Annotated in this window: 22 protein-coding genes; 8 read left to right on the forward strand and 14 right to left on the reverse strand. The window is 48.5% G+C overall.

The genetic code is table 11. The features are described from left to right. Window positions 1–224: 224 nt before the first annotated feature. Both GC097_RS18560 and GC097_RS18565 read right to left on the reverse strand, forming a co-directional pair. Window positions 225–1,031, reverse strand: coding sequence for a pyruvate, water dikinase regulatory protein (locus tag GC097_RS18560; protein WP_171684801.1), 807 nt, complete (start codon window positions 1,029–1,031; stop codon window positions 225–227). Between the two features lie 95 nt (window positions 1,032–1,126). Beyond that, window positions 1,127–3,154 carry a beta-galactosidase gene (locus GC097_RS18565; protein ID WP_171684802.1) on the reverse strand — a complete coding sequence of 676 codons (2,028 nt, stop codon included), beginning with the start codon at window positions 3,152–3,154 and terminating at the stop codon, window positions 1,127–1,129. Between the two features lie 125 nt (window positions 3,155–3,279). Here GC097_RS18565 and GC097_RS18570 point away from each other — a divergent pair, with 125 nt between their 5' ends. From GC097_RS18570 to GC097_RS18580, 3 genes are all read left to right on the forward strand, one after another. Beyond that, on the forward strand, window positions 3,280–4,101 hold the full coding sequence (locus GC097_RS18570; RefSeq protein WP_171684803.1) for an AraC family transcriptional regulator: 822 nt from the start codon (window positions 3,280–3,282) through the stop codon (window positions 4,099–4,101). 83 nt (window positions 4,102–4,184) lie between these two features. After that, the gene (locus tag GC097_RS18575; RefSeq protein WP_171684804.1) at window positions 4,185–6,284 is read left to right on the forward strand and encodes an LTA synthase family protein; all 2,100 of its coding nucleotides are present in this window, start codon (window positions 4,185–4,187) and stop codon (window positions 6,282–6,284) included. A 59-nt stretch (window positions 6,285–6,343) separates the two neighbouring features. After that, window positions 6,344–6,727, forward strand: coding sequence for a YmaF family protein (locus tag GC097_RS18580; protein WP_171684805.1), 384 nt, complete (start codon window positions 6,344–6,346; stop codon window positions 6,725–6,727). A gap of 68 nt (window positions 6,728–6,795) precedes the next feature. Here GC097_RS18580 and GC097_RS18585 read toward each other — a convergent pair whose 3' ends face one another. Further along, window positions 6,796–7,653 (reverse strand): aldose 1-epimerase, encoded by an 858-nt coding sequence (locus GC097_RS18585; protein ID WP_312875701.1) that lies wholly within the window; start codon window positions 7,651–7,653, stop codon window positions 6,796–6,798. Window positions 7,654–7,803: 150 nt separating this feature from the next. Beyond that, on the reverse strand, window positions 7,804–8,676 hold the full coding sequence (locus tag GC097_RS18590) for a CPBP family intramembrane glutamic endopeptidase (RefSeq protein ID WP_171684807.1): 873 nt from the start codon (window positions 8,674–8,676) through the stop codon (window positions 7,804–7,806). 189 nt (window positions 8,677–8,865) lie between these two features. Here GC097_RS18590 and GC097_RS18595 point away from each other — a divergent pair, with 189 nt between their 5' ends. Both GC097_RS18595 and GC097_RS18600 read left to right on the forward strand, forming a co-directional pair. Beyond that, window positions 8,866–10,224, forward strand: coding sequence for a sensor histidine kinase (locus GC097_RS18595; RefSeq protein ID WP_171684808.1), 1,359 nt, complete (start codon window positions 8,866–8,868; stop codon window positions 10,222–10,224). A gap of 12 nt (window positions 10,225–10,236) precedes the next feature. After that, complete coding sequence (locus GC097_RS18600; RefSeq protein WP_171684809.1) at window positions 10,237–10,914, forward strand: response regulator transcription factor; 678 nt, start codon at window positions 10,237–10,239, stop codon at window positions 10,912–10,914. On the opposite strand, the gene GC097_RS18605 is transcribed toward GC097_RS18600, so the two are convergent. Further along, window positions 10,908–11,753, reverse strand: a complete 846-nt coding sequence (locus tag GC097_RS18605; RefSeq protein WP_246294337.1) for a YitT family protein — start codon at window positions 11,751–11,753, stop codon at window positions 10,908–10,910. The genes GC097_RS18600 and GC097_RS18605 overlap by 7 nt on opposite strands. 254 nt (window positions 11,754–12,007) lie before the next feature. Between GC097_RS18605 and GC097_RS18610 the strand changes: the two genes are divergently transcribed. Beyond that, window positions 12,008–14,110 (forward strand): LTA synthase family protein, encoded by a 2,103-nt coding sequence (locus GC097_RS18610; protein WP_171684811.1) that lies wholly within the window; start codon window positions 12,008–12,010, stop codon window positions 14,108–14,110. A gap of 79 nt (window positions 14,111–14,189) precedes the next feature. On the opposite strand, the gene GC097_RS18615 is transcribed toward GC097_RS18610, so the two are convergent. Together GC097_RS18615 and GC097_RS18620 are read right to left on the reverse strand one after the other, a co-directional pair. Continuing rightward, window positions 14,190–15,209, reverse strand: coding sequence for a Gfo/Idh/MocA family protein (locus GC097_RS18615; protein WP_171684812.1), 1,020 nt, complete (start codon window positions 15,207–15,209; stop codon window positions 14,190–14,192). Window positions 15,210–15,241: 32 nt separating this feature from the next. Further along, on the reverse strand, window positions 15,242–16,012 hold the full coding sequence (locus tag GC097_RS18620; protein ID WP_171684813.1) for a sugar phosphate isomerase/epimerase family protein: 771 nt from the start codon (window positions 16,010–16,012) through the stop codon (window positions 15,242–15,244). A 135-nt stretch (window positions 16,013–16,147) separates the two neighbouring features. On the opposite strand from GC097_RS18620, the gene GC097_RS18625 reads away from it, so the two are divergent. Next, a complete protein-coding gene (locus GC097_RS18625) occupies window positions 16,148–16,948 on the forward strand; it encodes a helix-turn-helix domain-containing protein (RefSeq protein ID WP_171684918.1) in 801 nt (266 codons plus the stop codon). A 250-nt stretch (window positions 16,949–17,198) separates the two neighbouring features. Continuing rightward, window positions 17,199–17,426 carry a 3-dehydroquinate dehydratase gene (locus GC097_RS18630; RefSeq protein ID WP_090822679.1) on the forward strand — a complete coding sequence of 76 codons (228 nt, stop codon included), beginning with the start codon at window positions 17,199–17,201 and terminating at the stop codon, window positions 17,424–17,426. A gap of 40 nt (window positions 17,427–17,466) precedes the next feature. Here the strand turns inward: GC097_RS18630 and GC097_RS18635 are convergent, their stop codons facing one another. The 7 genes from GC097_RS18635 to GC097_RS18665 form a co-directional block, all read right to left on the reverse strand. Beyond that, complete coding sequence (locus tag GC097_RS18635) at window positions 17,467–17,979, reverse strand: DinB family protein (protein WP_171684814.1); 513 nt, start codon at window positions 17,977–17,979, stop codon at window positions 17,467–17,469. A 104-nt stretch (window positions 17,980–18,083) separates the two neighbouring features. After that, on the reverse strand, window positions 18,084–18,371 hold the full coding sequence (locus GC097_RS18640) for a ferredoxin family protein (protein ID WP_205300901.1): 288 nt from the start codon (window positions 18,369–18,371) through the stop codon (window positions 18,084–18,086). Further along, complete coding sequence (locus tag GC097_RS18645; protein ID WP_171684815.1) at window positions 18,368–19,678, reverse strand: FAD-dependent oxidoreductase; 1,311 nt, start codon at window positions 19,676–19,678, stop codon at window positions 18,368–18,370. The genes GC097_RS18640 and GC097_RS18645 overlap by 4 nt, the downstream gene beginning before the upstream one ends. Continuing rightward, on the reverse strand, window positions 19,675–20,787 hold the full coding sequence (locus GC097_RS18650) for an electron transfer flavoprotein subunit alpha/FixB family protein (RefSeq protein WP_171684816.1): 1,113 nt from the start codon (window positions 20,785–20,787) through the stop codon (window positions 19,675–19,677). The genes GC097_RS18645 and GC097_RS18650 overlap by 4 nt, the downstream gene beginning before the upstream one ends. A gap of 82 nt (window positions 20,788–20,869) precedes the next feature. After that, window positions 20,870–21,703, reverse strand: coding sequence for an electron transfer flavoprotein subunit beta/FixA family protein (locus tag GC097_RS18655; RefSeq protein WP_171684817.1), 834 nt, complete (start codon window positions 21,701–21,703; stop codon window positions 20,870–20,872). A 719-nt stretch (window positions 21,704–22,422) separates the two neighbouring features. Further along, window positions 22,423–23,535: a PAS domain-containing sensor histidine kinase gene (locus GC097_RS18660; RefSeq protein WP_171684818.1), complete on the reverse strand. Its 1,113-nt coding sequence runs from the start codon at window positions 23,533–23,535 to the stop codon at window positions 22,423–22,425. Further along, window positions 23,528–24,178 carry a response regulator gene (locus GC097_RS18665; RefSeq protein ID WP_216625817.1) on the reverse strand — a complete coding sequence of 217 codons (651 nt, stop codon included), beginning with the start codon at window positions 24,176–24,178 and terminating at the stop codon, window positions 23,528–23,530. Before GC097_RS18665 ends, GC097_RS18660 begins: the two co-directional genes overlap by 8 nt. Between the last annotated feature and the right edge of the window lie 37 nt (window positions 24,179–24,215).

Consider the following 24,215-nt stretch of genomic DNA (forward strand, 5'->3'; position numbering starts at 1 on the left):
CGGGCGTCAGAAGTTAGGCGTCGAGGTGCGCGGCGAGGATTCGAGGGCTCGATACGGAATTGGAATATGGCAGCTGAGATCAGAGAAGAGTTTGTGATGATTAGGGGCGGATGGGAAATGTGTATATTGAGGGTCGTTAGATGGATAGGCGAGCAAAAAAAAACGTTGCCATGAACTTTTGCGTTCTGGGCAGCGTTTTTTTGATGGTAGTCATTCATTCTATTTTATCTAATAGCGATGAGATCAAGGATTAGTCCGGCTGTTTCTTCAATAGCTTTGTTGGTGACATTGATGATTGGACAGTCGAGCTGTTTCATGATGGAATTGGCGTAATCGAGTTCTTCCTGGATGCGGCGGAAGGTGGCATATTGGGAGCCATTCGGAAGGCCGGCGGCTTTGAGACGTTCAAGTCGTATTTGTAGGATTTGGTTGGCATCCATGGTAAGGCCGATAATGCGTTTGCTTGGGATTTTGAAAAGTTCATGTGGCAGTTGGATTTCTGGGATGATGGGAAGATTTGCGGATTTAATACCTTTGTGTGCAAGGTAAATGCTTAGTGGTGTCTTGGATGTGCGGGATACTCCGATGAGGACTACTTCAGCTTGAAGCATGCCGCGGTTGTCTTTGCCATCGTCATATTTGACGGCGAATTCAATTGCGTCTACTCTTCGGAAATAATCGGCGTCCATTTCGTGCAGCAAGCCCGGTTTGCGCTTCGGTATGTGTCCATATGTTTCCGAAAAAGCTTCCAGCATCGGACCCATGATATCGACGGTTCGCACGCCCAGGCGGTGGGCTTCTTTTTTCATTGTTTCACGCAGCTCGGGCTGCACTAGTGTATAGGCGACAAAACCGCCGGCTGCGGCCGCTTCCTGCAGCATTTGGACGATTTCATTTTGTTGGCTGATATGACCGTAACGCTTAATTTTCAACTGTTCGGAGTTGAATTGACGAATGGTTGCTCTGGCAACGGCATCCGCCGTTTCGCCAATTGAATCAGAGCAAAGAAACAATTGCTGTTGTTCGGTCACACTGCACCCTCCCTATGAACCTGCTATTCGTTAAATTATACCAAATATGCAAAGAAACCTCTATCCTTCATATGACAGAGGTTTTTGCTTGAGTATTAATTTATATGAAGAATAGTGACGCCTTTTGCTTGGAGTGTGACGGTATTTTCTATATTTTGCTCTGTGATTAAGTTTGCTGCCTTGAAATCACCTAATTCAACGGTGGCCTCCACCTCATTGTGATTTAGTAGGAATAAATAGTTCTCCGTATTTTTGCTTCTGACGGATATTTCAACACCTGGAACAGCGGCTATCGGAGCATGGATTCCTTTGTTTTGACACAAATCGCGGAGCAATTTTTGCAAGAATGATGGCTCCGGGCTAGTGGCTACATACCAGGCTTGGCCTGAACCATATGTGTTTACGGTAAGAGCAGGCATCCCTGAGTAGAAGTCACTGCCATAGACAGCTTTGATCTCTGCACCCTCCGAGTGGATTAAATCACACAGGATTTCGCATCGATATTCTCCCTCCAGCTCTCCCCAAGATTCCTTCATCACGATTTGATTGCTCTGATCAGGGAATAAGGCGTCGATTTCTTCAGCCCAGATTCCGAGCACTTTTCGTAATTCACCTGGATAACCGCCTAGGGTGACGATGTCGTTCTCATTAACGATGCCGCTGAAGAATGTGGCAAGGAATGTGCCGCCAGCATGTACAAAGTCTTCAACACGCTTTGCGTAGCCTTCTTTAATCATGTAAAGGACAGGCGCAATGACAATGTCATAGGAGGATAGATCGGCATCGACGCCAATCATATCTGCTTGGATGTTTTGTTGAAAGAGAGCGTCATAGTACTTGTGAACCTCATCTACATATTTGAGGGCGACGGTTGGCCCGCTCGATAGTTCGACAGCCCACCGGTTTTCCCAGTCAAATACGATGGCGACTTTTGCTAAGACTCTAGAGTCTAACAATTTATCTGACAGTTTATGCAGTTCAGCTCCTAATTCCGCGCACTCGCGAAATACACGCGTATGTTCATGGCCGACGTGTTCAATGACTGCGCCGTGGTATTTTTCGCAGGCTCCGACGGATCTTCGAAGTTGAAAGAACATGACGGTATCTGCGCCCCGAGCAACGGCTTGATAACTCCAAAGCTTCATAACCCCAGGACGCTTGAGTGAATTGTAGGGCTGCCAATTTTGCTGGCTTGGCGTTTGTTCCATCAGCATAAAAGGTTGACCCTGTTTTAAGCCGCGCATGAGGTCATGTGTCATGGCCGTCAGACTGACCGGCGTATCCAAGGAAGGATAGTTGTCCCACGAGATGACATCCAAATATTTTGCCCACTTGAAATAGTCTAATTCTTTGTATAATCCCATTAAATTTGTGGTGACTGGGAGATCAGGCGTATGTTTTTTGAGCGCGTTATATTCTAATTGGTAGCATTCAAGCATGCTGTCTGACATAAATCTGCGATAATCCAGCGAGATGCCTTGAAAATTGGTATTATCCACATCCCATTCTTCCGAAAGCGCACTCGGAGATACTATTTCTTCCCATTTATAGAAGGTATGCCCCCAGAAGCTTGTATTCCACGCTTTATTCAATTTTTCAAGTGTTGTATACCGTTCTTGAAGCCATTTGCGGAAGCTGTTCTCACATTGATCGCAATAACAATAGCCTCCATATTCATTTGAAACATGCCAGATTAGCACGGCCGGATGATCTTTGTAACGCTCCGCAAGCTTATCTGCGAGAAGAGCGGCATATTTACGATAGGTAGGGCTGTTTGGACAGGAATTGTGTCTTCCGCCAAATTTACGTTTCCGCCCTTGGAAGTCTACCCGCAGCACATCCGGATATTTACGTGCCATCCACGCGGGATGCGCACCTGTGCTCGTCGCCAGGCAAACGTAAGTGCCGTTCTCATAAAGCTTGTCGATGATTTCATCCAGCCAAGTAAAATCATATGTATCTTCACTAAGTTGAAGTCGAGCCCACGAAAAAACGTTTACGGTAGCCACATCAATTCCTGCAAGTTTAAACATCCGCAGGTCTTCCGTCATGACTTCTTTGTCCCATTGTTCAGGGTTGTAGTCCCCGCCGTACCAAATTTTGGGGAGCTTCTCATTGATCATGCAGTCACCTCATCAAAGGTTATTGTTAATATAAGAATAAGTCCATTGTATTGGAATATTTTTTATCTTAAAATATAATATTTTTACACGATAGTATAATAAAATGGAACAGGTGAACATCGTTGATGCATAAAAGGTATGAATTAACTCCGTCAACAGCGCAACCGCTTCCAATATTCATCGAGAGTATTGGACATCATGAAGATCAGGAAAAGCTTGTACGACCCGAAGGCTTCCCTTGTTATCATTGGCTTCAAACGTACGCCGGTGAAGGAGAGTTCATTCTGGATGGAAAAAAATATGGATTGCCAGAAGGATCGGGTGTTTTACTGCTTCCGGGGGTGCCCCACACTTACTACGCGATAACGGAAAAATGGTGTACGCAATATGTCACTTTTGGCGGGGCATGTGTAGAAGTTATCCTTAGTACGCTGGATTTATTGGATTCTGCCGTTTACAAATGGGATATTCATGGCCCGATGCAAACCGAATTAGGACATATTATTGAAAATATGGATGTTGGGGCTGATTACTCCAGTTATGATGCCTCCGCCGATCTATACCATTTCTTCATCCAGCTCAAAAAGTACGGTCAGCTCAATAATCGCACCTCGATTCGCAATCAAATTGCGCATTTGCAGCCTTTATTGGAGTGGCTCGAGACTAGCTTTCATAACCCCGATACAAGTCTTGGAGAAATGGCCGACGTCCTAGCTATAACGCCAAGGCATATGAACACGTTGTTTCAGCATGCGTTCGGCCTGTCGCCATATTCTTATCTGATTCGCATGCGGCTGCGTAAATCGAAAGAAATGCTGCTTCATACCCCGGCTAAAACCGTTAAGGAAGTGGCCGAACGTGTTGGCTTCCGTGATGTCAGCCATTTTGTTGCCAGCTTTCGCAAGCATGTCGGACTTACGCCAGATCGGTTCAGACAGATGAATTAATTTCAAGGAATATCTTCCTTCTTTTTCCCGGATATAAGATAATGGACGAATGGACTTGTACAAAACGAACAGGAGTTACACAAATGACCACACTTCTTCAATGGCTTAAACATCTGCCTTCCCGTTTTATGATTCTTGTTTTGCCTTTTTTCCTGATGGTCATGGTCGAATATTTGGAACGAGGGTCTTATGAAGAGCTTCATAAATGGGTGATGAACCACCCGCTCTCTATGGTTCTTGCCTACTTTGTTGTAGGAACCTTGTATGTATTTCTAATCGCATTAACCGGAAAAAGCCGATTGTCCTTTTGGCTGCTATGCGTGATGCTATTACCGCTCGGAGCGATTAGCGGCAGTAAATTAAAAGCAATCGGAGCCCCCTACTATCCATGGGATCTTTATTTTAACAATCAAATTGTGGAGTACAGGACGTTCTTGAAAGGGTATTTAAACCTTCGGATACTTGGGATTGTCATGCTATTTCTCGTATTGATCGCCCTATTGTTTCATCTGGCGCTTCGTCGCAAGCGCATTCAATTTACTTGGATGGAGCGGTGTATTTATGCAGTTATCACCATCGTAATGGCCACGAGCCTTTATATGGACAAGCCTATTCCATTTATGAATCTTTACGGCATTTACACAGTGCCCTGGGATCAAACGATTACCTATGACGAAAACGGCTATCTCTATTCCTCCGTGCAGATGCTCGGGTTTCTGAATGTAGCTAAACCTGACGGTTACAGTAAAAAAGCGGTGGCTTCCATTTTAGCTAAAATTCCGGATAAACCGGCGGCAAGCGATAAAAAACCAAATATCATCGTCATGCTCGGAGAATCTTTTTGGGATCCTACGCTTATGAAAAATATTACGTTCAGCCAAGATCCGATCCCCAATCTGCACCGGCTTCAAAAGTCTTACACGAGCGGTTGGATGCTGTCTCCCCAATTCGGGGGCAGTACTGCAAATGTAGAGTTTGAAGTTTTGTCGGGAAATTCCATGCGTTTCTTCGGTAAATCACCCGATAAAATACTGCCATATATCGAATATATGAACCATGGCGTCGACTCGTTGGCCAGCATTATGACCCGACAAGGTTACACAGCAACTTCGATTAACCCTTTTTTCAGCTATTTTTTCGACAGCCGGAAAGTATATAAACATTTTGGGTTCTCGCGATTTATTTCCAGCGAGTATTTCCCGAATGATTTTGAAGGGCCGAATTATGCGGATCGTGCCGTTGTAAAGAAGATTATCGAGGAAACGGAAAAAAGCCCTGGACCTGATTTTATTTTCGCAAATACGATGGAAAACCATCATCCTTTTAAACCCGGGAAGTTCAGTAAAAACACGATTGAAGTGACAGGGGATATTACTTCTGAATCCAAGGGAATTCTGGAGACGTACGCTCAGGGCATTTCGGGAACCGATAAAGCTCTTCAAGCTTTGGTGGACTATTACTCCAAAAAGTCTGAGCCAACGATTCTATTGTTTTTTGGCGATCATTTTCCGTTTTTTGAGGATGATTACAAAGTATATCGCGACGCCAAGTACGTACTTCCTAACGATCCTGATTTATATACAAAAACCCATTATACGCCCTTCCTGATATGGAACAATTTTCTGCCGGCCGATCAAGAACAGTTGAACCTCAAGATGAGTCCATCGTTCTTAGGTCCTAAGCTCCTGCACATGGCAGGCGTTAAAGGCAGTTACTACACGGACTATCTCTACGATCTGTCGCAAAAAATTCCGGTTATTCCGCCTAATGACATGTGGGAGAAGTATAACATCCACGCAAGCGATCTTTCGGACTATATGATGCTTCAGTACGATAATTTATTCGGAGGCCGATACGGATACGAAGCCAAAGGCTTTAAGGATACGATTGTGCAGCCTGGTTATATCTTAGGTTATGGAGATCCGGTCATTAGCAAGGTAATTCGAAATGATAATAAGATTCAAGTCGTGGGCAAGCCTTTTTATTCGTCCTGCAACGTCTACATTGACGACAAGCTGTTTAAATCTAACTTTGACGGCGAAGACACGCTGTATGTCGATTTGTCGGATAAGGAGAATCCCGCATTAGAAAGCGGCAAGTCTCATGAGGTTGAAGTCCGCGTGTATGACGATAAGAAGATGAAGATCGGTCAATCCGCTCTCTACCCGCTTCCACAGTCATGACACCGGCCCTCTTGGAATAGGATGAACCATATCCTGCAGCCAAGGGGGGTTTTTGGACTATGCTTTATCGGGTTCCTCCTGCTCACGTGCACTTTTTCAAAGCGATGTCGTCCAAAGAACTAGAGCATAATCACTTACTGCGTCTGTATACGTATAGCGTGAACGGTACTGCCTACGATTGCCACGTTCATCAGTACGCAGGTATCACTGGCATAAAATACGGGCATTATCACAATTATTTTGGGACGACGGGCCCGGCCATAGCGCTTCAGAATGGACGTCATATTCATTTTCTGGAAGGCACCGTCGAACAAAATGCCTTTAACACGTCAAGAGGCAAGGCGCTTGTGATTTCCGCAGAAAAGGAAGGGCTGATTGAAGAGCTGCATCAGCATACGTATTCCGGGTATTCTACGGTTGGTTTTGGATATGAACCTTGGTGAAATAATAACTTGGTGAAATAAAAAAAGAGTCAAGCGGCTTTCTCAGCCTTCACTTGACTCTTTTTCCGTTATTTATCTAATGGCGCAATATGAATCGACCATTCAAACGCGAATGTCTCCCCTGCCGCTAAGCCGCGGGCACCGGATATTTCAGGCGCAAAGGGCTCGTTGAACACGTTCATGATGCTCGTGTACGGCTCAAGAGACACGGCATGCGTCCACGGCGCCGTGAACAGAACATGAATGGGAAACTTGTCTCCCATATCGTACACGAGCTTCGTTCCGCGAGCCTCATAGTGCAGCTCGCAAGTTTGCGGGCCGGGCTCGACGCTGAGCAGCTGTGAGCCGCCAGGGTAGTGCGGCAGCGCCGAGACCACAACGCCCTGCTGAAGCGCAGCGGTCAGCGACGTTGGCGCAGGCTCGCCTGCGGCGTAGCCGTCTGCGGTCAGCGGCCACTCCGCCGCCGCTGGAATCAACACCTTAACGCGGCTGGCTTCGCCGTCCGCGTAAGCGAAGTACGGGTGAAAGCCAAGGGATAGCGGCATCGTTTGGCCGCTATGGATGGCGATTTCACCGCGGAGAGACAGCGTACCGTCCTTCAGGCGGTACGTGAAGCGAAAGCATGCGGCGTGCGGAAAGTACGCCAGCATGTCAGGATGCTCCGCGAGATTAAACTCCGCGGAGACATGCGCCCCGCCAGCGGCATCCGCGCCGCTGGCGACGACCTTCCACGGCCGCTCGCGCAGCTCGCCGTGGGCGTGATCCGGCTCCCGGTTCGCGGGGAGCCGGTATTCGCGGCCTTCGAAGGTGAAGGCCGCTTGCTTGACGCGCCCCGGCGGGAACAGAATGGGCACGCCGTAGCGCGAAGACTTGGCGCGAAGCTCAGCTGCGCTGTCTGGCTTCGCGATGTAGGCATGGTTCCGCACGTCGAAGCGGAACAAGTGCAGACCGACGGCCGGAATGATTTCGGCCGTCGCTTGGGCGTCATGGTCGACGAGGCGAAGCGTCGACTCCCCGTCCCATTCGCTTTGGATGAGTTCATAGCGTGACAATGGTGAATCCTCCTTGTGTGTTGCTCAAGCAAATCTTGCTTGGCGAGCATTTTTTCTTGATAGCCGACCATAATAGGCCATAATTAGAAGTATTCCTGCCACTAGAACGATTGTGGTAACGAAGCTGCCCTCAGCGCCAAACGATCCGCCGGAAAGGAGCGGTTTTCCCTGCGTGTAGGCTTGGAAAATCGAAGGCATCGGCGTGCCGGAGACTTGAAAGCCGAAGATGCAGCCCTGAATGAAATTCCACGACAAATGCATGCCGACCGGCATCCACAAGCCTCTTGAAAGCTCACGGGACAAGCCGAACAGCAGTCCGGCCAGAAGCAAGTTCAAAAGCGGCATAGGCGAGCTCCACATCCCCGGATTGAACGTATGTAGAAATGCGAAAACGAGGGTCGAGATGCTTACGGCAGCTCCGCTGCCAAACCGTGCTTTCACCAGTCCCTGCAAATAGCCGCGTGCGAATAATTCTTCATTCACGGCTACGCCGATGAAGAGCAGGAACCCGCTAAGCAAATCGATCCACATAGCAGCGGTCCAAGGATTTGACTGAATGGCAATGCCCCCTAACAGCCAAATGCCTAAACAAGAGGCCGATATGAGAAGCGCCCCCGCGGCGAAACCTTCGCCAAACCGCCGTCCGAACCGTCGAATATCCAGTCCCAAAGCCCATCCTTTGCGGCGTTCGAAGATGCCGTAAGCCAGCATCACGCCGCTTATAAAACCAATAATTTGCGCCCACAAAGCTGCCTTGATAAAAAAAGGATCGGCAGCAACTGCGGCCATGCTGAGCTCCAGCTCCGGCTGTATCAAAATCGCGACAACCGCCGCTGCAATCGATAGTATGACCGTGATGACAACAATGAAAACAAGGGACAACATTACTTTGCCCAAAATGGTTAAAATGGATAGAACGGCTAAGGTTATTCGCTTCTTTACGTCAATGAGGCTTCACTCCCTTCTCCCCACTTATTCGAGAAGAAGGTCCTATCTCCTGCCGCTTCACCCGCAAAGGAACTCTTGTGCAATTGTTGGCTCCATGCCACAATAGAGGAAATATCGGATTCATTCGACGGAGGACTTATGCTTTTTGTGTTATTTGCCCTTTGGATTATTGCGATCGGGCTTGTCATGATTGATCCCCGGTCAAGCACGATGCGCTGGATGAGCGCGATTGCTTTCACGGGAGGCTTCGGCGCCCTTGCTGCCGTATTATCGGAGACGTTCATCCCCTATATCCAGCAAACCGTGCCTAACCCTGCGATCTCCCTCTTGCTTTATCGTTTTATGGGGATATGTTCCCTTATTTCTTATTACGGCTTGCCCTATTCTTTCGCCATGCTTTCTTTGAAATATAACGCAGCTTGGCAAAAACAGGCCATTCGAACATGGCTGCCCATCGGAATGCTGATTCCGCCGATTGCATGCCTCCTGTTTACACCCGAATATACCGAGGAAATGCCGATCGCCTTTCCGATTGTCGCCTTGTGGGCCGTGCCTTACATTTTCATTGGCGCCGTGCTGATTGTCATGAAAACGGATCGGCTGCCCGCCATGAGACGAACGCACTTGTTTACATGTCTCGCGCTGCTGCCGCCTATCCTCTGCGTCGGCGTGCTGAATTATGTCATGCCTAGCTTCGGCTTTTACCGGATGTGGGTGTATCATGTGTGGATTCTCGCGTTTGTCGTGCCTTTTTTCGTGTTTACCTTTTTCAAATACGGCTTCCTTGGCATGAGGCTTCTGATCGAGCGCCGCAAACTTGACTCCACGCTCAGAGCCATCACTTCAGGAACAGCGATATTAAACCATGCGATCAAAAATGATGTCGGCAAAATGCGATTGTTTCTCGAAAAAATGAAGCAGCATGCCGAGGAGACGAATCAGGTCGAGCTCATGAAGGACATTGAAGTTGTCATGGGGGCGTCTTCGCACATCCGGGACATGATAACTCGCGTTCATGAGCAAACGCAGGAACTTCCCCTGCGGGTTTCCTCTGTTCATCTGGGAGATCTGCTGGAGGAAGTGCTCCTTACGCTCGACCCTTATTTATCCAAAGTCGTTGTCCAGTCGAACATAACGGAGAACCTGACGCTCCAGATAGACCGCATTCAAATGGCAGAAACTTTGACGAATATATTGATGAACGCGATCGAAGCGATGCCGCAAGGCGGTGAGATTACCATCCGAACTTTGCAGACAAAGAAACAGATTGTTCTGGAAATAAAAGATAGCGGTTCAGGCATGGAGAAGGAAGTTCTGAAGCAAGTGCTGGAACCGTTTTATACGACGAAAAGCGGCAGTCACAACAATTTCGGCCTGGGTCTCGCCTATTGCTACAGCGTTATGAAGAAGCATGGAGGAACGTTGGAGCTTGGCAGCTCACCGGGGAAAGGCACCAGCGTATTCCTTACGTTTCCCGGCAGCCGATTACTAACTTAAGGGGGGTCCGTATTGGAACCTATTCGTATTTTAATTGTTGAAGATGACCTTGACTGGCTGCGCGGCCTGCAAGCCTATTTGAACCGCCAGCCTGATCTATCGGTCATTCATACGGTCTCTACCGCGGAAGAGGCTAGAGAGCTTTTTATGGCGCCTGAACCGGGCGTTGACGTTGTACTGATGGATATCATGATTCAAGATGAACCGGCAGGGATTGGACTTGCCGAACAAGCGCTTTTAGCTTGGGGAGTGAAAGTCATTATGCTGACTTCGATGGAAGAGAAGGACTTTATTTTCCGTTCGTTTCAAGCCGGGGCCATCGACTATCAAATCAAATCCCGCTTCGAAGAGCTGCCGGCCATTATTCGGGCCGTTCATGCCCGCAAAGCATCCATCAACGCGGCTGTAGCCGAACAGATGAGAGAAGAATTTCGCAGGCTTAAGCGGCTGGAGCACCAATTCAAGGTCAAGGAAGTTCGTGATTTGATTACGCCGACAGAGCTTCAGGTGCTGGAAATGATCGATCAGGGCCACACGCAAACGGAAATTGCGAACCGCTTTTTCATTTCACTGCGAACGGTCAAAATCCATGTAGGCCATATTTTGAAAAAACTCGGGAGCCCAAGCAGCAAGGATGCTGCCCAAAAAATCAGAAACTTGGGGCTGTTCGAGCGAGAAAAAGATCAGTGAATATTTTTCTTTTTAAATCTTCCGCCTTTAACGTCGTGAATATTGCCGACTGCGAGGAATGCCCCTGGATCCAATTCGTCAACGATAGATTTCAGTTTGGCTTCCTCCAGCCGCGTGATCACACAGAAGATGACCTTCTTGTTATCTCCGGAGAAACCGCCTTCCCCTTCCAAATACGTTGCGCCGCGCCCCAGCCGGTCTAGAATCGCCTCTCCGATCTGTCGGAACTGGTCGCTAATGATCCAGACGGATTTGGACTCATCAAAGCCCTCAATCGTCACATCAATCATTTTATAAGCAATAAAATAAGCAATTAACGAGTACATCGCACGATCCCAGCTATATACAAAGCCAGCGCTGCCGAGAATAAAGAGGTTGAAAAACATGACGACTTCCCCAACGGAGAACGGAATTTTTTTGGAAACCAGTATGGCAATAATCTCGGTTCCGTCCAGCGATCCCCCGAATCGGATGACCATCCCTACGCCAACGCCGAGGATAATGCCCCCGAACACAGCCGCTAGCAAAGGATCGTTGGTAAGTTCATGAACCGGGTGAAGCAGCGCCGTACCTGCCGACATCACAAGAATGGCGAATAAAGTCGATAACGCAAACGTTTTTCCGATCATTTTATAACCGATAAACAGAAATGGCATATTTAATAAGGTCAAAAATATCCCCACAGGGATGTGGGTCAAATACGAAAAAATGATGGAGATACCGGTGATTCCCCCGTCAATAATTTTGTTGGGGACTAAGAAAATATCAAGTCCGACAGCCATTAAGGCGGCTCCGATAAATAAAAATACGCCGCGCCGCAGCAAGCTGCTCTTGGTCATTCTCCGATGCTGCGCTCTGATCGACGCTCTCTTCTGTAATTGAATCTGTTCTCTTGTCATTGCTCATCCCCTCCGCCGTTTTTTCTATTCATCATTTTCTCGATAAAGGCAGCTTTTTCCTGCTTGAAACACGCTAAATCTGCTCGTCAAAATGCCATAAAATAATTAGATAAACCCCCATCGAATATTGTCGTTTCCCATGGTATAATGTCAGATGTCATTTACAATTCATCTACAATTCCATAGGAGAAAATATGAAACTACACACCGACCGTTTATTGCGGCTGTCCCGGCAGTGGCTGCCATTCGTTTTACTTGCTTTAATTCCTGTGGTGATTATGGAGATACTAAGCCGCGGGCACTATGTTGAAATGATTACGTGGAGTTTCAAACATGTGGTCGAACTGCTTTTTAACGAATGGATCGTGCTGAGCCTGCTTCTGCTGTTCATCGCCATCATTGGCCGTACTCGAGCGGCTTATTGGATTCTTTCCGGGATGCTTCTGGTCATGGGGCTTATCAGCGGGATAAAACTCAAAATATTAGGCGTCCCTTTAACGCCATGGGATATCGTGATCGCCGGCGAAGCGTCCGATATGGTGCAATATATCAAGAACATTTTTTCATTCAAAATTTTATTTGCGATCGTACTGTTCCTGGCTTCCAGCTATTACTTGCTATACCGCACACGCTTATTTGCGAAAAAAGTTGCCTTTAAAGAGCGAGGAATCATTGGCGTTATTGCGCTTGTGATGCTGACAGCGGTTTACACAGATCTGCCGCTGCCCGTGCAAAAGTGGTTCGGCATTCAAGCTTCGGTCTGGAATCAGGTTGAAAATACACAAAAGAACGGCTACGCGCTTGCTACCTTTCTGAATACGAAGTCCATGTTCAACGACAAGCGTGAAGGGTACGACGATAAAGCTGTCGAAGCGATCGTCAGTCAAACCCCTAAGCCAGTAAAAGCCGGCGATAAAATAAAACCGAATGTGATTGTCGTTTTGAGTGAAGCTTTCTGGGACCCAACCATCATTAAGGGCGTAGAATTCAGTAAAGATCCGATTCCGTTCTTTCATAAATTGCAGCAAACCGGGAGCAGCGGGACGATGCTTTCGCCGCAGTACGGCGGAGGAACGGCCAACGTGGAGTTCGAGGTTCTGACAGGGAATTCAATGCGGTTTCTGCCGCAAGGATCGATTGCGTACAATCAATTCATTTCACATGAAGTGGATTCGCTAGCCAGTATTTATGCCAGACAAGGCTATACATCAACCGCCATCAGCCCTTTTTATAATTGGTATTTTAACAGTAATAAAGTATATAAAGACTTCGGTTTCTCTAAGTATATTCCGATTGAATATTTTAAGCCTAACTATTCTGGCCCGTACATCGCGGATAGCGAGGTTGCTGCCAACATTATTCATGCGACGGATCTCAGCGACGGACCCGATTTTGTTTTCGCGAATACGATGGAAAATCACTTCCATTTTTACCCGGGCAAGTTCCCGAAAAATAATTTCGATGTCAAAGGCGATATGTCCGCCTCTTCTCAAGGTATGCTAGAAACGCTTGCCCAAGGCATCAATGCTTCCGATAATATGTTGAAAACGCTCGTGGAACACTTTGAGAAAAAAGGCGAGCCTACCATTATCGCTTTCTGGGGAGATCACTTACCGGCCCTTGGCGATGACTACGCCACCTATATCGACACCAAATATATCAGCGGCAAAGATGACCCTGATTTCTTGAAAAAAATGTACAGCGTCCCGCTTGTCGTCTGGAACAATTTCGATACGGAACGCAAGGATAAATTAAATATCAGTCCCTCTTTCTTAGGTCCTTATCTTATTGAATTATCGAGACAGCAAGGCAGCTATTATACGGATTATTTGACACAGCTTGCGAAAAAGGTTCCTGTCATTCCGCCGAAAGACTATTTTGAGTCCATGAACATAAGCGAGCAGGATCTGAAGGATTATGAAACATTGCAGTACGATATCCTTTTTGGCGACCGGCATGCTTATAAAGATTACACAACACCCATTATCAATACGAAGTATATGCTCGGTTTTGGCCCCATTCTCCTTACGCAAATCGAGACGGATTCGCAAGATATTTCCGGACGAACCAGTGTGACGCTAACCGTACGTGGCAACAATTTACCGCCGCTGGGCTGTGTTACGCTGAACGGTAAAGCCGTTCCTACGACATGGCAGGATGAGCATACGGTAACAGCTAAAGTCGAAGGCAATTTGCTGAAAGCTGGCATTTGGGACATTCAAGTGAACGTGAGGGATTCGAAGGAAACGATCGTGGGCAGATCGAACACGCTGCCGATTGAGATCGGCGGAAGATAATAGATTAGACAAAGAGGGCAGCTCCATCAGTAGATGAATCTACTTTTGGAACTGCCCTCTTTTTTATAGTTATAGACGATTAGAGCGTAATGATTTTACCAGTTGCTTCGGACTCGAACGCAGCCAGGATCACTTCCAGGGAGCGCTTGCCTTCTTCGCCGGAAATACGCGGCTTCGTACCGTTCACAATGCTAGACACGAACTCATCGATAACGCCGCTGACCGTTTGTTTCTCGTTTGTCGCGACTTGGCCGACTTTATAACGCTCGACCGTGCCGTTGCGAAGCTCTACGATGACTTGATCGTTCGGGTCAGTATCGATTTTGATTACGCCGTTCTCACACCAGAGAACAGTGGAGTTGTCTTGGCCTTTGTAATATGTCCAGCTGGCAACCAGCGAGCCTGTAGCTCCGCTTTTCATGCGCAGCAAGCAAGTCGAGTTATCATCCACATCAGTGCCTTCTTTATGCAGGGTACCTACGAAAGCTGCCACTTGCGCAACCTCATCATCCAGCAGATAGCGGATCAAATCCGATTTGTGTACGCCGAGGTCGCCCATCGCGCCCATAATCGCTTCTTCCTTGCGGAAGAACCAGCTCTCGCGGCCGTCCACGCTCCAACCTTCAGGTCCTGGATGACCGAAGGAAGTACGGAACGTCAGAACTTTCCCCAATTTGCCGGACTCCAAAATTTCTTTCGCTTTCACATGCGGCGGCATGAGGCGTTGGTTGTGACCAACCATCAGGAATACGCCGTTTTTCTGAGCAGCCTCGATCATCGCATCGGCTTCTTCCGCTGAAGCAGCCATTGGCTTCTCAACTAGGACATGCGTGCCAGCGTTTGCTGCAGCAATGGACACCTCTGCATGAAGATAGTTAGGCGTACATACGCTCACTGCGTCTACTTTTTCTTCTTTCAACATTTCCTCGTAGCTGCTGTACGCTTTGCCGCCATGAAGCTGCGCATAGTGTTCCGCTCGCTCGATAACCGGATCTACGAACGCAACAAGCTCAACATTTGGATTCAATGCGTATTCCGGGATATGTCTATGTTTGGAAATGGAGCCGCAGCCAACGACGGCCACTTTAATTTTACTCATGATAGATGTTCACTCCTCTGAATGGTTAGGTATTAGTTATGAATGTTTAAATAATGCTCTTTAACCCAGTTTAAGCTGTTTTCGATGCTTGTTAGCGGCGGTTTTTGGCAGTGATCCTGCTCAACAACAAGCCATTCTACGCCAGCTTGCTCCGCAGCTTTGATGACTTGCTCAAGCGGAACTTCGCCTAATCCAAGCTCCAACGTAACCAGTTTGCCTTCCTCATCTTTCGAGAAATCCTTGAAGTGAAGCAGCGGCAGACGGCCTGCATATTTCGCAATGTAAGCAAGCGGATCTTGTCCGGCATATTTCACCCAGCATACGTCCATCTCCACTTGGATCGCGTCATTCCCTGCATACATGGCATCAAAGACGAACTCGCCGTCCACATTATGATGAAATTCGAAATCATGATTATGGTATAAAAATTGCAAACCTTGTTTGCCGACTTCAATCGCAATTTGATTGCATTCAGCAATCAGCGTTTTCCATTGGTCAGCGTTTTCACGCTCTTCGGCACCTACATACGGACAGATGGCGTATTTCGCACCGAGTGTGTGCAGGTAGTCAATTTCTCCTTGCAAGTTATTGCGGAATCTATCCAGGCTGATATGGCTTCCGATTGCTTTCAAGCCAAGTTCGTCGAGCAGTTGTTTCATTTCTGCGGCAGGCTTGTCAAAATAACCCGCGAACTCAACGCCTTCATATCCCAGCTTGGCAACATGACGCAATGTGCCTTCCACGTCTTTTGCCATATCATCACGAAGTGTATACAGTTGAAGAGCAATTCCTAAACGTCCCATATAATTCCCTCTTTTCTTGGATTCCAAATTATGCATGATTAGAGCCTATGTAAACAGTATAGCGGAACTTGGCTTATGATGACCATTCACGATATAATCAAAACATCTCTTATTTGGCTACGAAAGGTGAGTTCGATGGACACTGAGCTGTTAACCTGCGGCTATTCTTTTCATATGGAACCGTTTAATGTGAGTACGAAATCCGGGCTGAATTCTTATCTTTTCCGTTTGCAGACTGAGGGTACTTGCGAAATTCTTGCGGATGGCCAAATGATACGAATCGAAGCCGGCCATTTGCTTCTCTATAAACCGGGAGATCCCTACGAGCTCCGGATTGAACATGACAAAGAGCACCCCGGGAGTAAAATTGCCAGCGGAGATTATTATTTATTTTGCAAAGGCGCATGGATCGATGCTTGGTGGAAACGCAGCCTGAAACAATCGTGCACGCGGATTGATCTCGACGCACGGCTCATTTCGCTGTGGCGCCAGCTTATTCTCGAGAAACGTAGAATGGAGGAGGAAAACCGCGAGCTTAGCGGCTACTTGCTGCAAGCACTTTGCCTCTATGTGGAGCGGGCAGCAACCGAAACGGTCTCTTTGCAAGGCCGGCCTTTTACAGGGACCCGCATGAAACGATTCATCGAAGCCCACGCGACGGCAACTTTCAAAGTCGATGATGTGGCTGACCATGTTGGGCTCAGCGTATCCCGCGCCGTTCATTTGTTCAAGGAATGCTTTGGCAAAACGATGATTCAATACGCCCTGGAAGTCCGGTTATCGAGCGCGGTAGAACGCATGCATGACAGCTCCATGTCTTTGGAGCAGATTGCTTTAAGCTGCGGATTCGGCAGCTATCCTTATTTCCATCGTGCCTTCAAACATAGATTCGGGATCTCACCAAAGCTGTATCGCCAGAAAGATTCTCAAAACTAACGGAAATTCACAAATTTTTCATGGCGATCTCCTCGGAGTATGGAACTTTTTTGCCTGCTGATCCGTATATTTATAGACAACAAAAAAGCCAGCAGTTTAATAGGACCGAAAACGAGGATTTAGTTTAAATAGTTGAAAACAAATTCATGAAATGCCTGTTTGTTTCAAAATTGTAAAACTATTTTAAGGTTAAATTAATAATCCTCATATATGCTTAAAATATATCCAATTCCTAGGATGGTGAAAAACTATGAAAATGTTTATTACGATTCATAACAAACCCGTGCCTGTTTACTCCGATGAGAAAAATAAAAAGAAATTCAACTTATTGAAATCCGCTCTTGAAGCGAAAGTTATTAAAGGAAGAGCTACGATCAAGAAATGCTTGGACTCTATCATCAGTATCGAAATTGTTGGATGCGAAGCGATTCTGCACTCTTTCAATGAACGTGATTCACTGGCGTTGTCGCTTTATTAAAAAAAAGTACGGCTGGGACTATTGTCCCGCCGTACTTTTTTTATACATACCGTTCTTGCACTACAGCCAGATGATGCTGAGCATGGCCCGCGATCACATACGCAAGCGCTCGTGCGGTTATGTCATAAGTGCTTGCATTGCCCAGACGCGTCCAAGCGGAGTCTGCAATTGTTTTCAGCAGTGTGAACGTGGACTGCCGAACCGCTTGGAAATCTTGCAGCAAATCCGCAATCGGCACTTCGTCAAACGACGTATTCGCAATAAATACATCCTGATCAAACCCAGGCAACTTCGTTGTATCTCCGCGAGCGATCCGCAGCATCCGGTAGCTCATCACACGCTCCGTATCGGTGATATGGCCCAATACTTCCTTCAGGCTCCATTTCCCCGGCGCATAGCGATATAAGCTTTTTTCATCATCGAACTTGGCAAATAACGCCGTAATTTCCTCTAGTTGACTTTGCAGAAATGCCGCGTAATCCCCGTCAGGCACTTTGCTCACATAAGCTTCATAATAATGCGCATATTCCTCTTTTTCTGGTCGCTTCAGCATATCGCAGCAATCTCCCTTCCATCATCAGTCTATCTATGTAATAGACTTATCATAGCGGAAACTCGGAGAAATGAGAAGATGCTTTACGCAGCCATAATCGGGATTTAGCCGAACTTATACGTCATGCCATAGCCACCTTTGGGATACACCCAATCGATGTTGTGGGACGGGCAGGCAATCCGGCAGGTGCCGCATTCGATGCAGTTCTCATAAGCAACCGTCGTAATTTTAAGCTTTTTTTCCCACTCATACACATCGGAAGGACAAAAGAAGTTGCAATCCTTGGTCACGCAATTCAAACAAGTCTGTTTGTCTTTGATCACGAGGTGCGACTTATCATCGCATTTGTAACGAATGGTAAATAGCTTATCGGAAATATCACTTTGGCTCATCCGTTCATCGCCCTCCATCCCTTATAGCCCAGCTTCATCAAGTTTACAGTGCCGCCTGCGGCGTTTTTGATCAGCTTCATCGCCATCTTTTGCTTATCCCCTTTGGCAATGCCATCCACGAGGAACATATTATAGGCAGCTTCATTTAGCGCTCTGGGCAGCTTATCAAACAACAGTTCAGGATCTTGCTCCTTCAGGAATTGGTGCATGCCCTTATACTTCTGCAAATCTTTGTGCACAAAGGATTCGCGTATTTTTTGGTCGTAGGCTTGCAGCGAAGCCGCCGAGTAATCCCCTCGTCCCTTGGCCTCCACAATCGCTTCCCCAGCCAAGCGGCCGGAGGTCATCGCCAAATTGGTGCCTTCCCGATGGACGAAATTGATGAGCTGCGCGGCATCCCCGCAGACGCACCAGCCATTTCCCGACAAGGGCGGAATGGAGTGAAAGCCGCCTTCGGGAATCAAATGCCCGGAGTACTCCTTCGTTTCTCCGCCCTGAATCAATTTGCGGATCATGGGATGCTGCTTCACCGCGTCCAACACCGCATAGGGCTTCACCTTTTTATCGCGCAAATGGTTCACCATCACGCCGACGCCTAATGAAATGGTCTCTTTATTCGTATACAAAAAGCCCATCCCCGCCATGCCAAGCGACGTTTCGCCCATGAACTCGATCGTTACGCCTTCGTCGCCCTCAAGCCCGAAGCGGTCCTCGATCTTCTCCTTCGGCAGCGCAATCACTTCTTTCACGGCCAGCGACACTTGATCCGGCGTCCATTCTTTATGAATGCCCATGGCCTTCCCGAGCAAAGAGTTTACGCCGTCGGCTATGACGATAACGTCCGCATATAAATTGCCGTCATCCCGGTCGGTCTTAACGCCAACCACTTTATCGCCTTCCCGGATAACGTCCAGTGCGACGGTTTCGTACACAGGGATAGCTCCGGCAGCAACCGCTTTATCGGCAAACCATTGATCAAATTTGACTCGCAAGCCTGTGAAACAGTTGTAAGGCTCCTTGTACGCCTCGTTGCGGTGGCCGAACGTCACCATGGACTCTTTGCCCATCATCCAGATGCGCTGCTCCACAATGTACCTTTCCATCGGAAAGTTTTTCTCTTTCCAGAACTCGGGTACGAGCTCTTCAATTTGTTTCCGGTAGAGAACGCCGCCGAAAATGTTTTTGGCGCCGGGGAATTCCCCCCGTTCCAGGAGCACAACGGATAACCCGGCTTGCGCCATCGTTAAAGCCGCTGCTGCGCCGGCCGGACCTCCGCCAACGACGATCGCATCAAATTTTTCATTCATTTGGCCTCACTCCTTTCCAGCGTTGGCACAGAAGCGGGGATCTCCGCTGCTTGCTTGCCAAACAAGGTTCGGCGTTTTTTCACCTCTTGGGTAATCGCCGGAACCAGCTTAAACAAATCGCCTACCATGCCGTAGTGGGCAAATTGGAAAATAGGCGCTTTCTCGTCTTTGTTAATCGCGACGACAACGTCCGCATTGCTCATCCCGACGGTATGCTGCACGGCCCCAGAGATGCCGATAGCAAAGTACAGCTTCGGCCGTACGGTTGCACCGGTTTGACCGACCTGGTGCTCATGCCCGATCCAGCCCGCGTCAACCGCCGCGCGGGATGCGCCGACGACGCCGCCAAGCGCCTCTGCCAGCTCGGCGAGCAGCGCGAAAGGCTCTGGGCCGCCGAGTCCGCGGCCCCCGGCCACGATAATCTCGGCATCCTCGAGATTGAGCTTGCCTGTTTCGTGCAGGAAGTCCAGCACCTGCGCGGCGATCTCTTCCTCCCGCATCGCAGCTTCGATGAGCACGATTTCACCTTGGCGCGCCGTGTCCTTCGTCAGCGCCTGAAACACGCCGGCGCGCGCTGTCGCCATCTGCGGCCGGTACTGTTTGCAGAGGATGGTGGCCATCATCTTCTCGGAAAAAGCCGGCCGGCTGGCCAGCAGCAGCCGCGACGGGGGTGGCTCCACGTCGAGCTGCGTCGTGTCGGCCGTCAGCCCTGTCGGCAGGTGCGTCGCGATGGCGCCTGCCAGGTCGCGGCCCGTCGCTGTCGCGCCGAACAGCACGATCTCGGGCTTTGCTTCCTCGATCAGCTTCAAGCAGACCCGGCTGTAGGGCCGGGTTCGATAGGTGCGAAGCTCCGGCGCTTCGCAGAGAAACACCCGGTCCGCGCCGTAATGCACGGCTTCCTCGGCGAGGTGCGCGACATCCTCGCCGATTACGAGCGCCATGAGCGGCGCGTCCAGCTTCGCCGCCAGCTTCTTGCCTTCGCCCAGCAGCTGCCAGGATACCTTCTTCGCAGCGCCGTCCCGCTGCTCGACGACGATTAATACGCCCCGATATGCGGACCAATCGGGCATTGACGCTTCGGTTTGGTCCGCAGTTTGTTCACTAGCCATAGTAACTTCCTCCATTCGTTACGTGATCCTACTCTGCTCCGTTTGCCGCTTGCGCACTTCGTAAGTGCCTCCAAAATCCTTGCTAGGACCAGTCAAGCAGCGTCTGCATTTCCTTCGTCATGAACTTGTCAGCCAGTTGAGCCGCGGCGGCTTCCGGAGAATCATACGCAATCATCTGGGTTTTGACCGCTTTCACTTCAGGCACCCATGTTTTGGCAACGATTGTCGGCGAGCCTTTGAGTCCGATTTTCGCTCGCTCCAAGTCCGGGAAATCCGCCGTTGTCCACACTGTCGGCTTGTAGCGAGCCGCTCGAATCATGCCCGGTAGTGACGCCCGTCTGACCTTGTTCAGTTCCTTAAGCGCCGTGATCAGCACAGGCATGCTTGTCTCCACCACTTCAATGCCGTCCTCCAAAAGCCGGTGCACGCGCACTTTGCGATTCTCCTCATCGACTTGAACCACTTTGTTTACATAAGTAAGCTGCTCCAAATCCAATCGGCAAGCAACCCCGGGACCGACTTGTCCTGTGTCGCCGTCCAGCGTCTGTTTACCGCAAAAAACAATATCGACCGTCCCCCACGTCTCCGCTATTTTACGGATCGTCCGGGCAACCACGTACGAGGTGGCCAGCGTGTCCGCTCCGGCAAAACCGCGGTCCGTTACGAGCACCGCATCGTCAGCTCCGAGGGATATGCATTCCTTCAGTCCCTTCTCTGCGGGTGGCGGACCCATTGTGACGACTGTCACCCTAGCCCCGGTTTCATCCTTAATTCGCAGCGCCTCTTCCAGCCCGTGCATATCGTAAAAATTCACAATGCTGGGAACGCCTTGACGAATTAACGTGTTATTTTTCGGGTCAATGCGAATTTCTCTCGAGTCAGGTACCTGCTTGATACACACTACGATATGCAGCATCTCTGCACCCTCCTGTTTCTTCGGGGAACTTTTTGTTGCATCGTTTGACAAAACGGTGGCAATACTTGTCATCATTGTGAATTTTGTCACTTAAATGACGTGTAGAAATCGCTTTCAACGTTAGTTGCATAAAATTACTAGCCTACAACAATATATGCAAAAGACTTTCTAATATGACGCTCACTTTTGGCTTGGACGTTCTGCGGGCACGTTTGAGGAATAATGGCAGAGGGGATGATTCCCCGGAGGGGGCTCAGAAGATCAGGAATGGTCTGATGGGCGGGTTTCGCGTTTGGGGGTTGGGGTTGGGGGTTGGGGGTTGGGGGTTGGGGGTTGGGGGTTGGATGAATTACTTGGACGGCGCGAGTAAGTGGGAACTATGATCCGCTATTTTTCAAAAAGCCGATATTCCTGCAAGTTAGTGGGAACTACGATCCCCTATTTGGCGTTTTCTGGCAAAAAGGGAGGTTTTCATTGGCAATAAGACCCTGTAGTTCCGTCTGCAGCCAACAAAATGCCCATTTAGCTCAAATAGCGCCCTGTAGTTCCCACAACTTTGCCGATCGATGGACCTAGGGGAAGTTATTCCTCCGATCGCGGGAACAAGTTGCGGCAAACGCAAGAACGAGGCTGTCCGTGCCAAAAACAAAAGAGCTAAGCGCATACAAGCCGCTTAGCTCCTTTGACAGTCTATTTTCCACCGCTTAGAATCCTTCCCTTCACTTCATCGGCATCCTCAAAACCACTATCGTACCTTCTCCCAATTCCGTATCAATAGTTAGCAGGCCGCCTGCGCTCTTTGCTCTCTCTTCCATACTAAACAGGCCTACCCCTTTAGCCATGCTGTTTCTTATAAAACCTTTGCCCTTGTCAACTATTCGCACCTCAACGCAAGATTCAATCTCATGCAGGGAAACGCTAGCCTCTGAGACGTCCGCATACTTAGCAATATTGGTAAGCGCTTCTTGTATGACGCGGTAGATCGTTGTTTCCTCCAGCGGACCGAGTCGTTTTCGCAAGCTGCTTTCCAGCTTTACTTTTATCCCATAGTGGTCTACATAGTTATCAATATAGGTGCGTATGGCAGGCACAACACCTAGATCATCCAGAACCGAAGGCCGGATCTGCCAAGCTAAGCTTCGCACTTCTTCAATAATTCCGGAAACATTTTGCCGGAGAATCGTTATCTCCGGGTTTGCCGTTTCCCCTTCCCCAATGAATCGATCCATCTGGATGAGCAAAGAAAAAAGGCTTTGACCGATGCCGTCATGCAGTTCGCGGGAAAACTTTCTGCGTTCTTCCTCTTGAATTTGCATCACCTGCGACATCATCACCTTGAGCTCTTCTTCCACTCGTTTAAGTTCCGTAACCTCATTGCGGATGGCGAGATACTGATAAGGTTTGCCCTTTTCATCCACGAATGGGACGATCGTTGTATCTACCCAGTAATAGCTTCCGTCTTTTGCTTTATTTTTGATCTCGCCATGCCATACCCGCCCCGAGGAAATCGTTTGCCAGAGATGGATCATGAATTCCTTCGGGTGATAGCCGGAGTTAATAATCCGATGATCGTGCCCCATCAGTTCAATGCGGGGATACTTTGAAATTTCGCAAAACTTGTCATTGACATAGAGAATGATTCCTTTGGGATCAGTCACCGCGACAATGGATGATTCGTCGAGCGCAAATTTCACATTGGACAATTGTTGCAGCGACTGTCGTAAGTCCTGTTGAAATTCGGCATCAGCAATATGTTCATCAAGGCGATCCAATAATTCGCCGACATGCTCGCCGATGACATCCGGAAACTCTTTATCCAAAGTCTCACTCAAAGTTCAGCAGTCCTTTCTTCACAGCGAATTTCACTAATTCCGGTCTCGTCTTGAGGCCAAGCTTCTCCATCACGTTGCTTTTATGTGACTCCACGGTTTTGACACTGATGATTAATTGTTCGCCAATTTCTTTGTTGGAGAAGCCTTTGGCAATCAGGCTCAACACTTCTTTTTCTCGCTCTGAGAGAGATTCGAATGTGTCTTTATTTTCACCTTGTTTTAATCGTTCAATGTATTCATTCATGAGCCTCTTGGTCGCCGTTGGATATAGATAGGCATTGCCCGCTGCAACAGAACGGATAGCCGTCAATAGCTCCTCGTGCGGGGCGCTTTTCAATATGTATCCGGATGCGCCGACATGAATGGCTCTGAATAAGTATTCATCGTCATCATGCATGGTCAAAATCAGAATGGCTGCATCCGGCATTAATCGTTTCAGTTCCGTTGTCGCGGTAAGCCCGTCCATGCCTGACGGCATATTCAGATCCATTAAAACGACATCCGGTTTCAACCGCAGGGCTGCCTGAATCCCTTCTGCACCGTCCGCAGCTTCTCCGACGACTTCGATATTGTGCTTGCCATGGAGCAGCATCATTAATCCCGACCTCACCACGGCATGATCATCCACGACTAGAATCTTCAACGTCCCATCCTCCTTGTAACCGGCTAATATGATCAGC

It is taken from the genome of Paenibacillus planticolens (genome assembly GCF_013141725.1).
GTDB lineage: Bacteria > Bacillota > Bacilli > Paenibacillales > NBRC-103111 > Paenibacillus_E > Paenibacillus_E planticolens.

Excerpts from the sequence above, each read along its gene's own strand:
- GC097_RS18565 (WP_171684802.1), bottom strand. The coding sequence starts at position 3,154 with ATGATCAATGAGAAGCTCCCCAAAATTTGGTACGGCGGGGACTACAAC.
- GC097_RS18570 (WP_171684803.1), top strand. The coding sequence starts at position 3,280 with ATGCATAAAAGGTATGAATTAACTCCGTCAACAGCGCAACCGCTTCCA.
- GC097_RS18575 (WP_171684804.1), top strand. The coding sequence starts at position 4,185 with ATGACCACACTTCTTCAATGGCTTAAACATCTGCCTTCCCGTTTTATG.
- GC097_RS18580 (WP_171684805.1), top strand. The coding sequence starts at position 6,344 with ATGCTTTATCGGGTTCCTCCTGCTCACGTGCACTTTTTCAAAGCGATG.
- GC097_RS18595 (WP_171684808.1), top strand. The coding sequence starts at position 8,866 with ATGCTTTTTGTGTTATTTGCCCTTTGGATTATTGCGATCGGGCTTGTC.
- GC097_RS18605 (WP_246294337.1), bottom strand. The coding sequence starts at position 11,753 with ATGACCAAGAGCAGCTTGCTGCGGCGCGGCGTATTTTTATTTATCGGA.
- GC097_RS18610 (WP_171684811.1), top strand. The coding sequence starts at position 12,008 with ATGAAACTACACACCGACCGTTTATTGCGGCTGTCCCGGCAGTGGCTG.
- GC097_RS18615 (WP_171684812.1), bottom strand. The coding sequence starts at position 15,209 with ATGAGTAAAATTAAAGTGGCCGTCGTTGGCTGCGGCTCCATTTCCAAA.
- GC097_RS18620 (WP_171684813.1), bottom strand. The coding sequence starts at position 16,012 with ATGGGACGTTTAGGAATTGCTCTTCAACTGTATACACTTCGTGATGAT.
- GC097_RS18625 (WP_171684918.1), top strand. The coding sequence starts at position 16,148 with ATGGACACTGAGCTGTTAACCTGCGGCTATTCTTTTCATATGGAACCG.
- GC097_RS18630 (WP_090822679.1), top strand. The coding sequence starts at position 17,199 with ATGAAAATGTTTATTACGATTCATAACAAACCCGTGCCTGTTTACTCC.
- GC097_RS18635 (WP_171684814.1), bottom strand. The coding sequence starts at position 17,979 with ATGCTGAAGCGACCAGAAAAAGAGGAATATGCGCATTATTATGAAGCT.
- GC097_RS18640 (WP_205300901.1), bottom strand. The coding sequence starts at position 18,371 with ATGAGCCAAAGTGATATTTCCGATAAGCTATTTACCATTCGTTACAAA.
- GC097_RS18645 (WP_171684815.1), bottom strand. The coding sequence starts at position 19,678 with ATGAATGAAAAATTTGATGCGATCGTCGTTGGCGGAGGTCCGGCCGGC.
- GC097_RS18650 (WP_171684816.1), bottom strand. The coding sequence starts at position 20,787 with ATGGCTAGTGAACAAACTGCGGACCAAACCGAAGCGTCAATGCCCGAT.
- GC097_RS18655 (WP_171684817.1), bottom strand. The coding sequence starts at position 21,703 with ATGCTGCATATCGTAGTGTGTATCAAGCAGGTACCTGACTCGAGAGAA.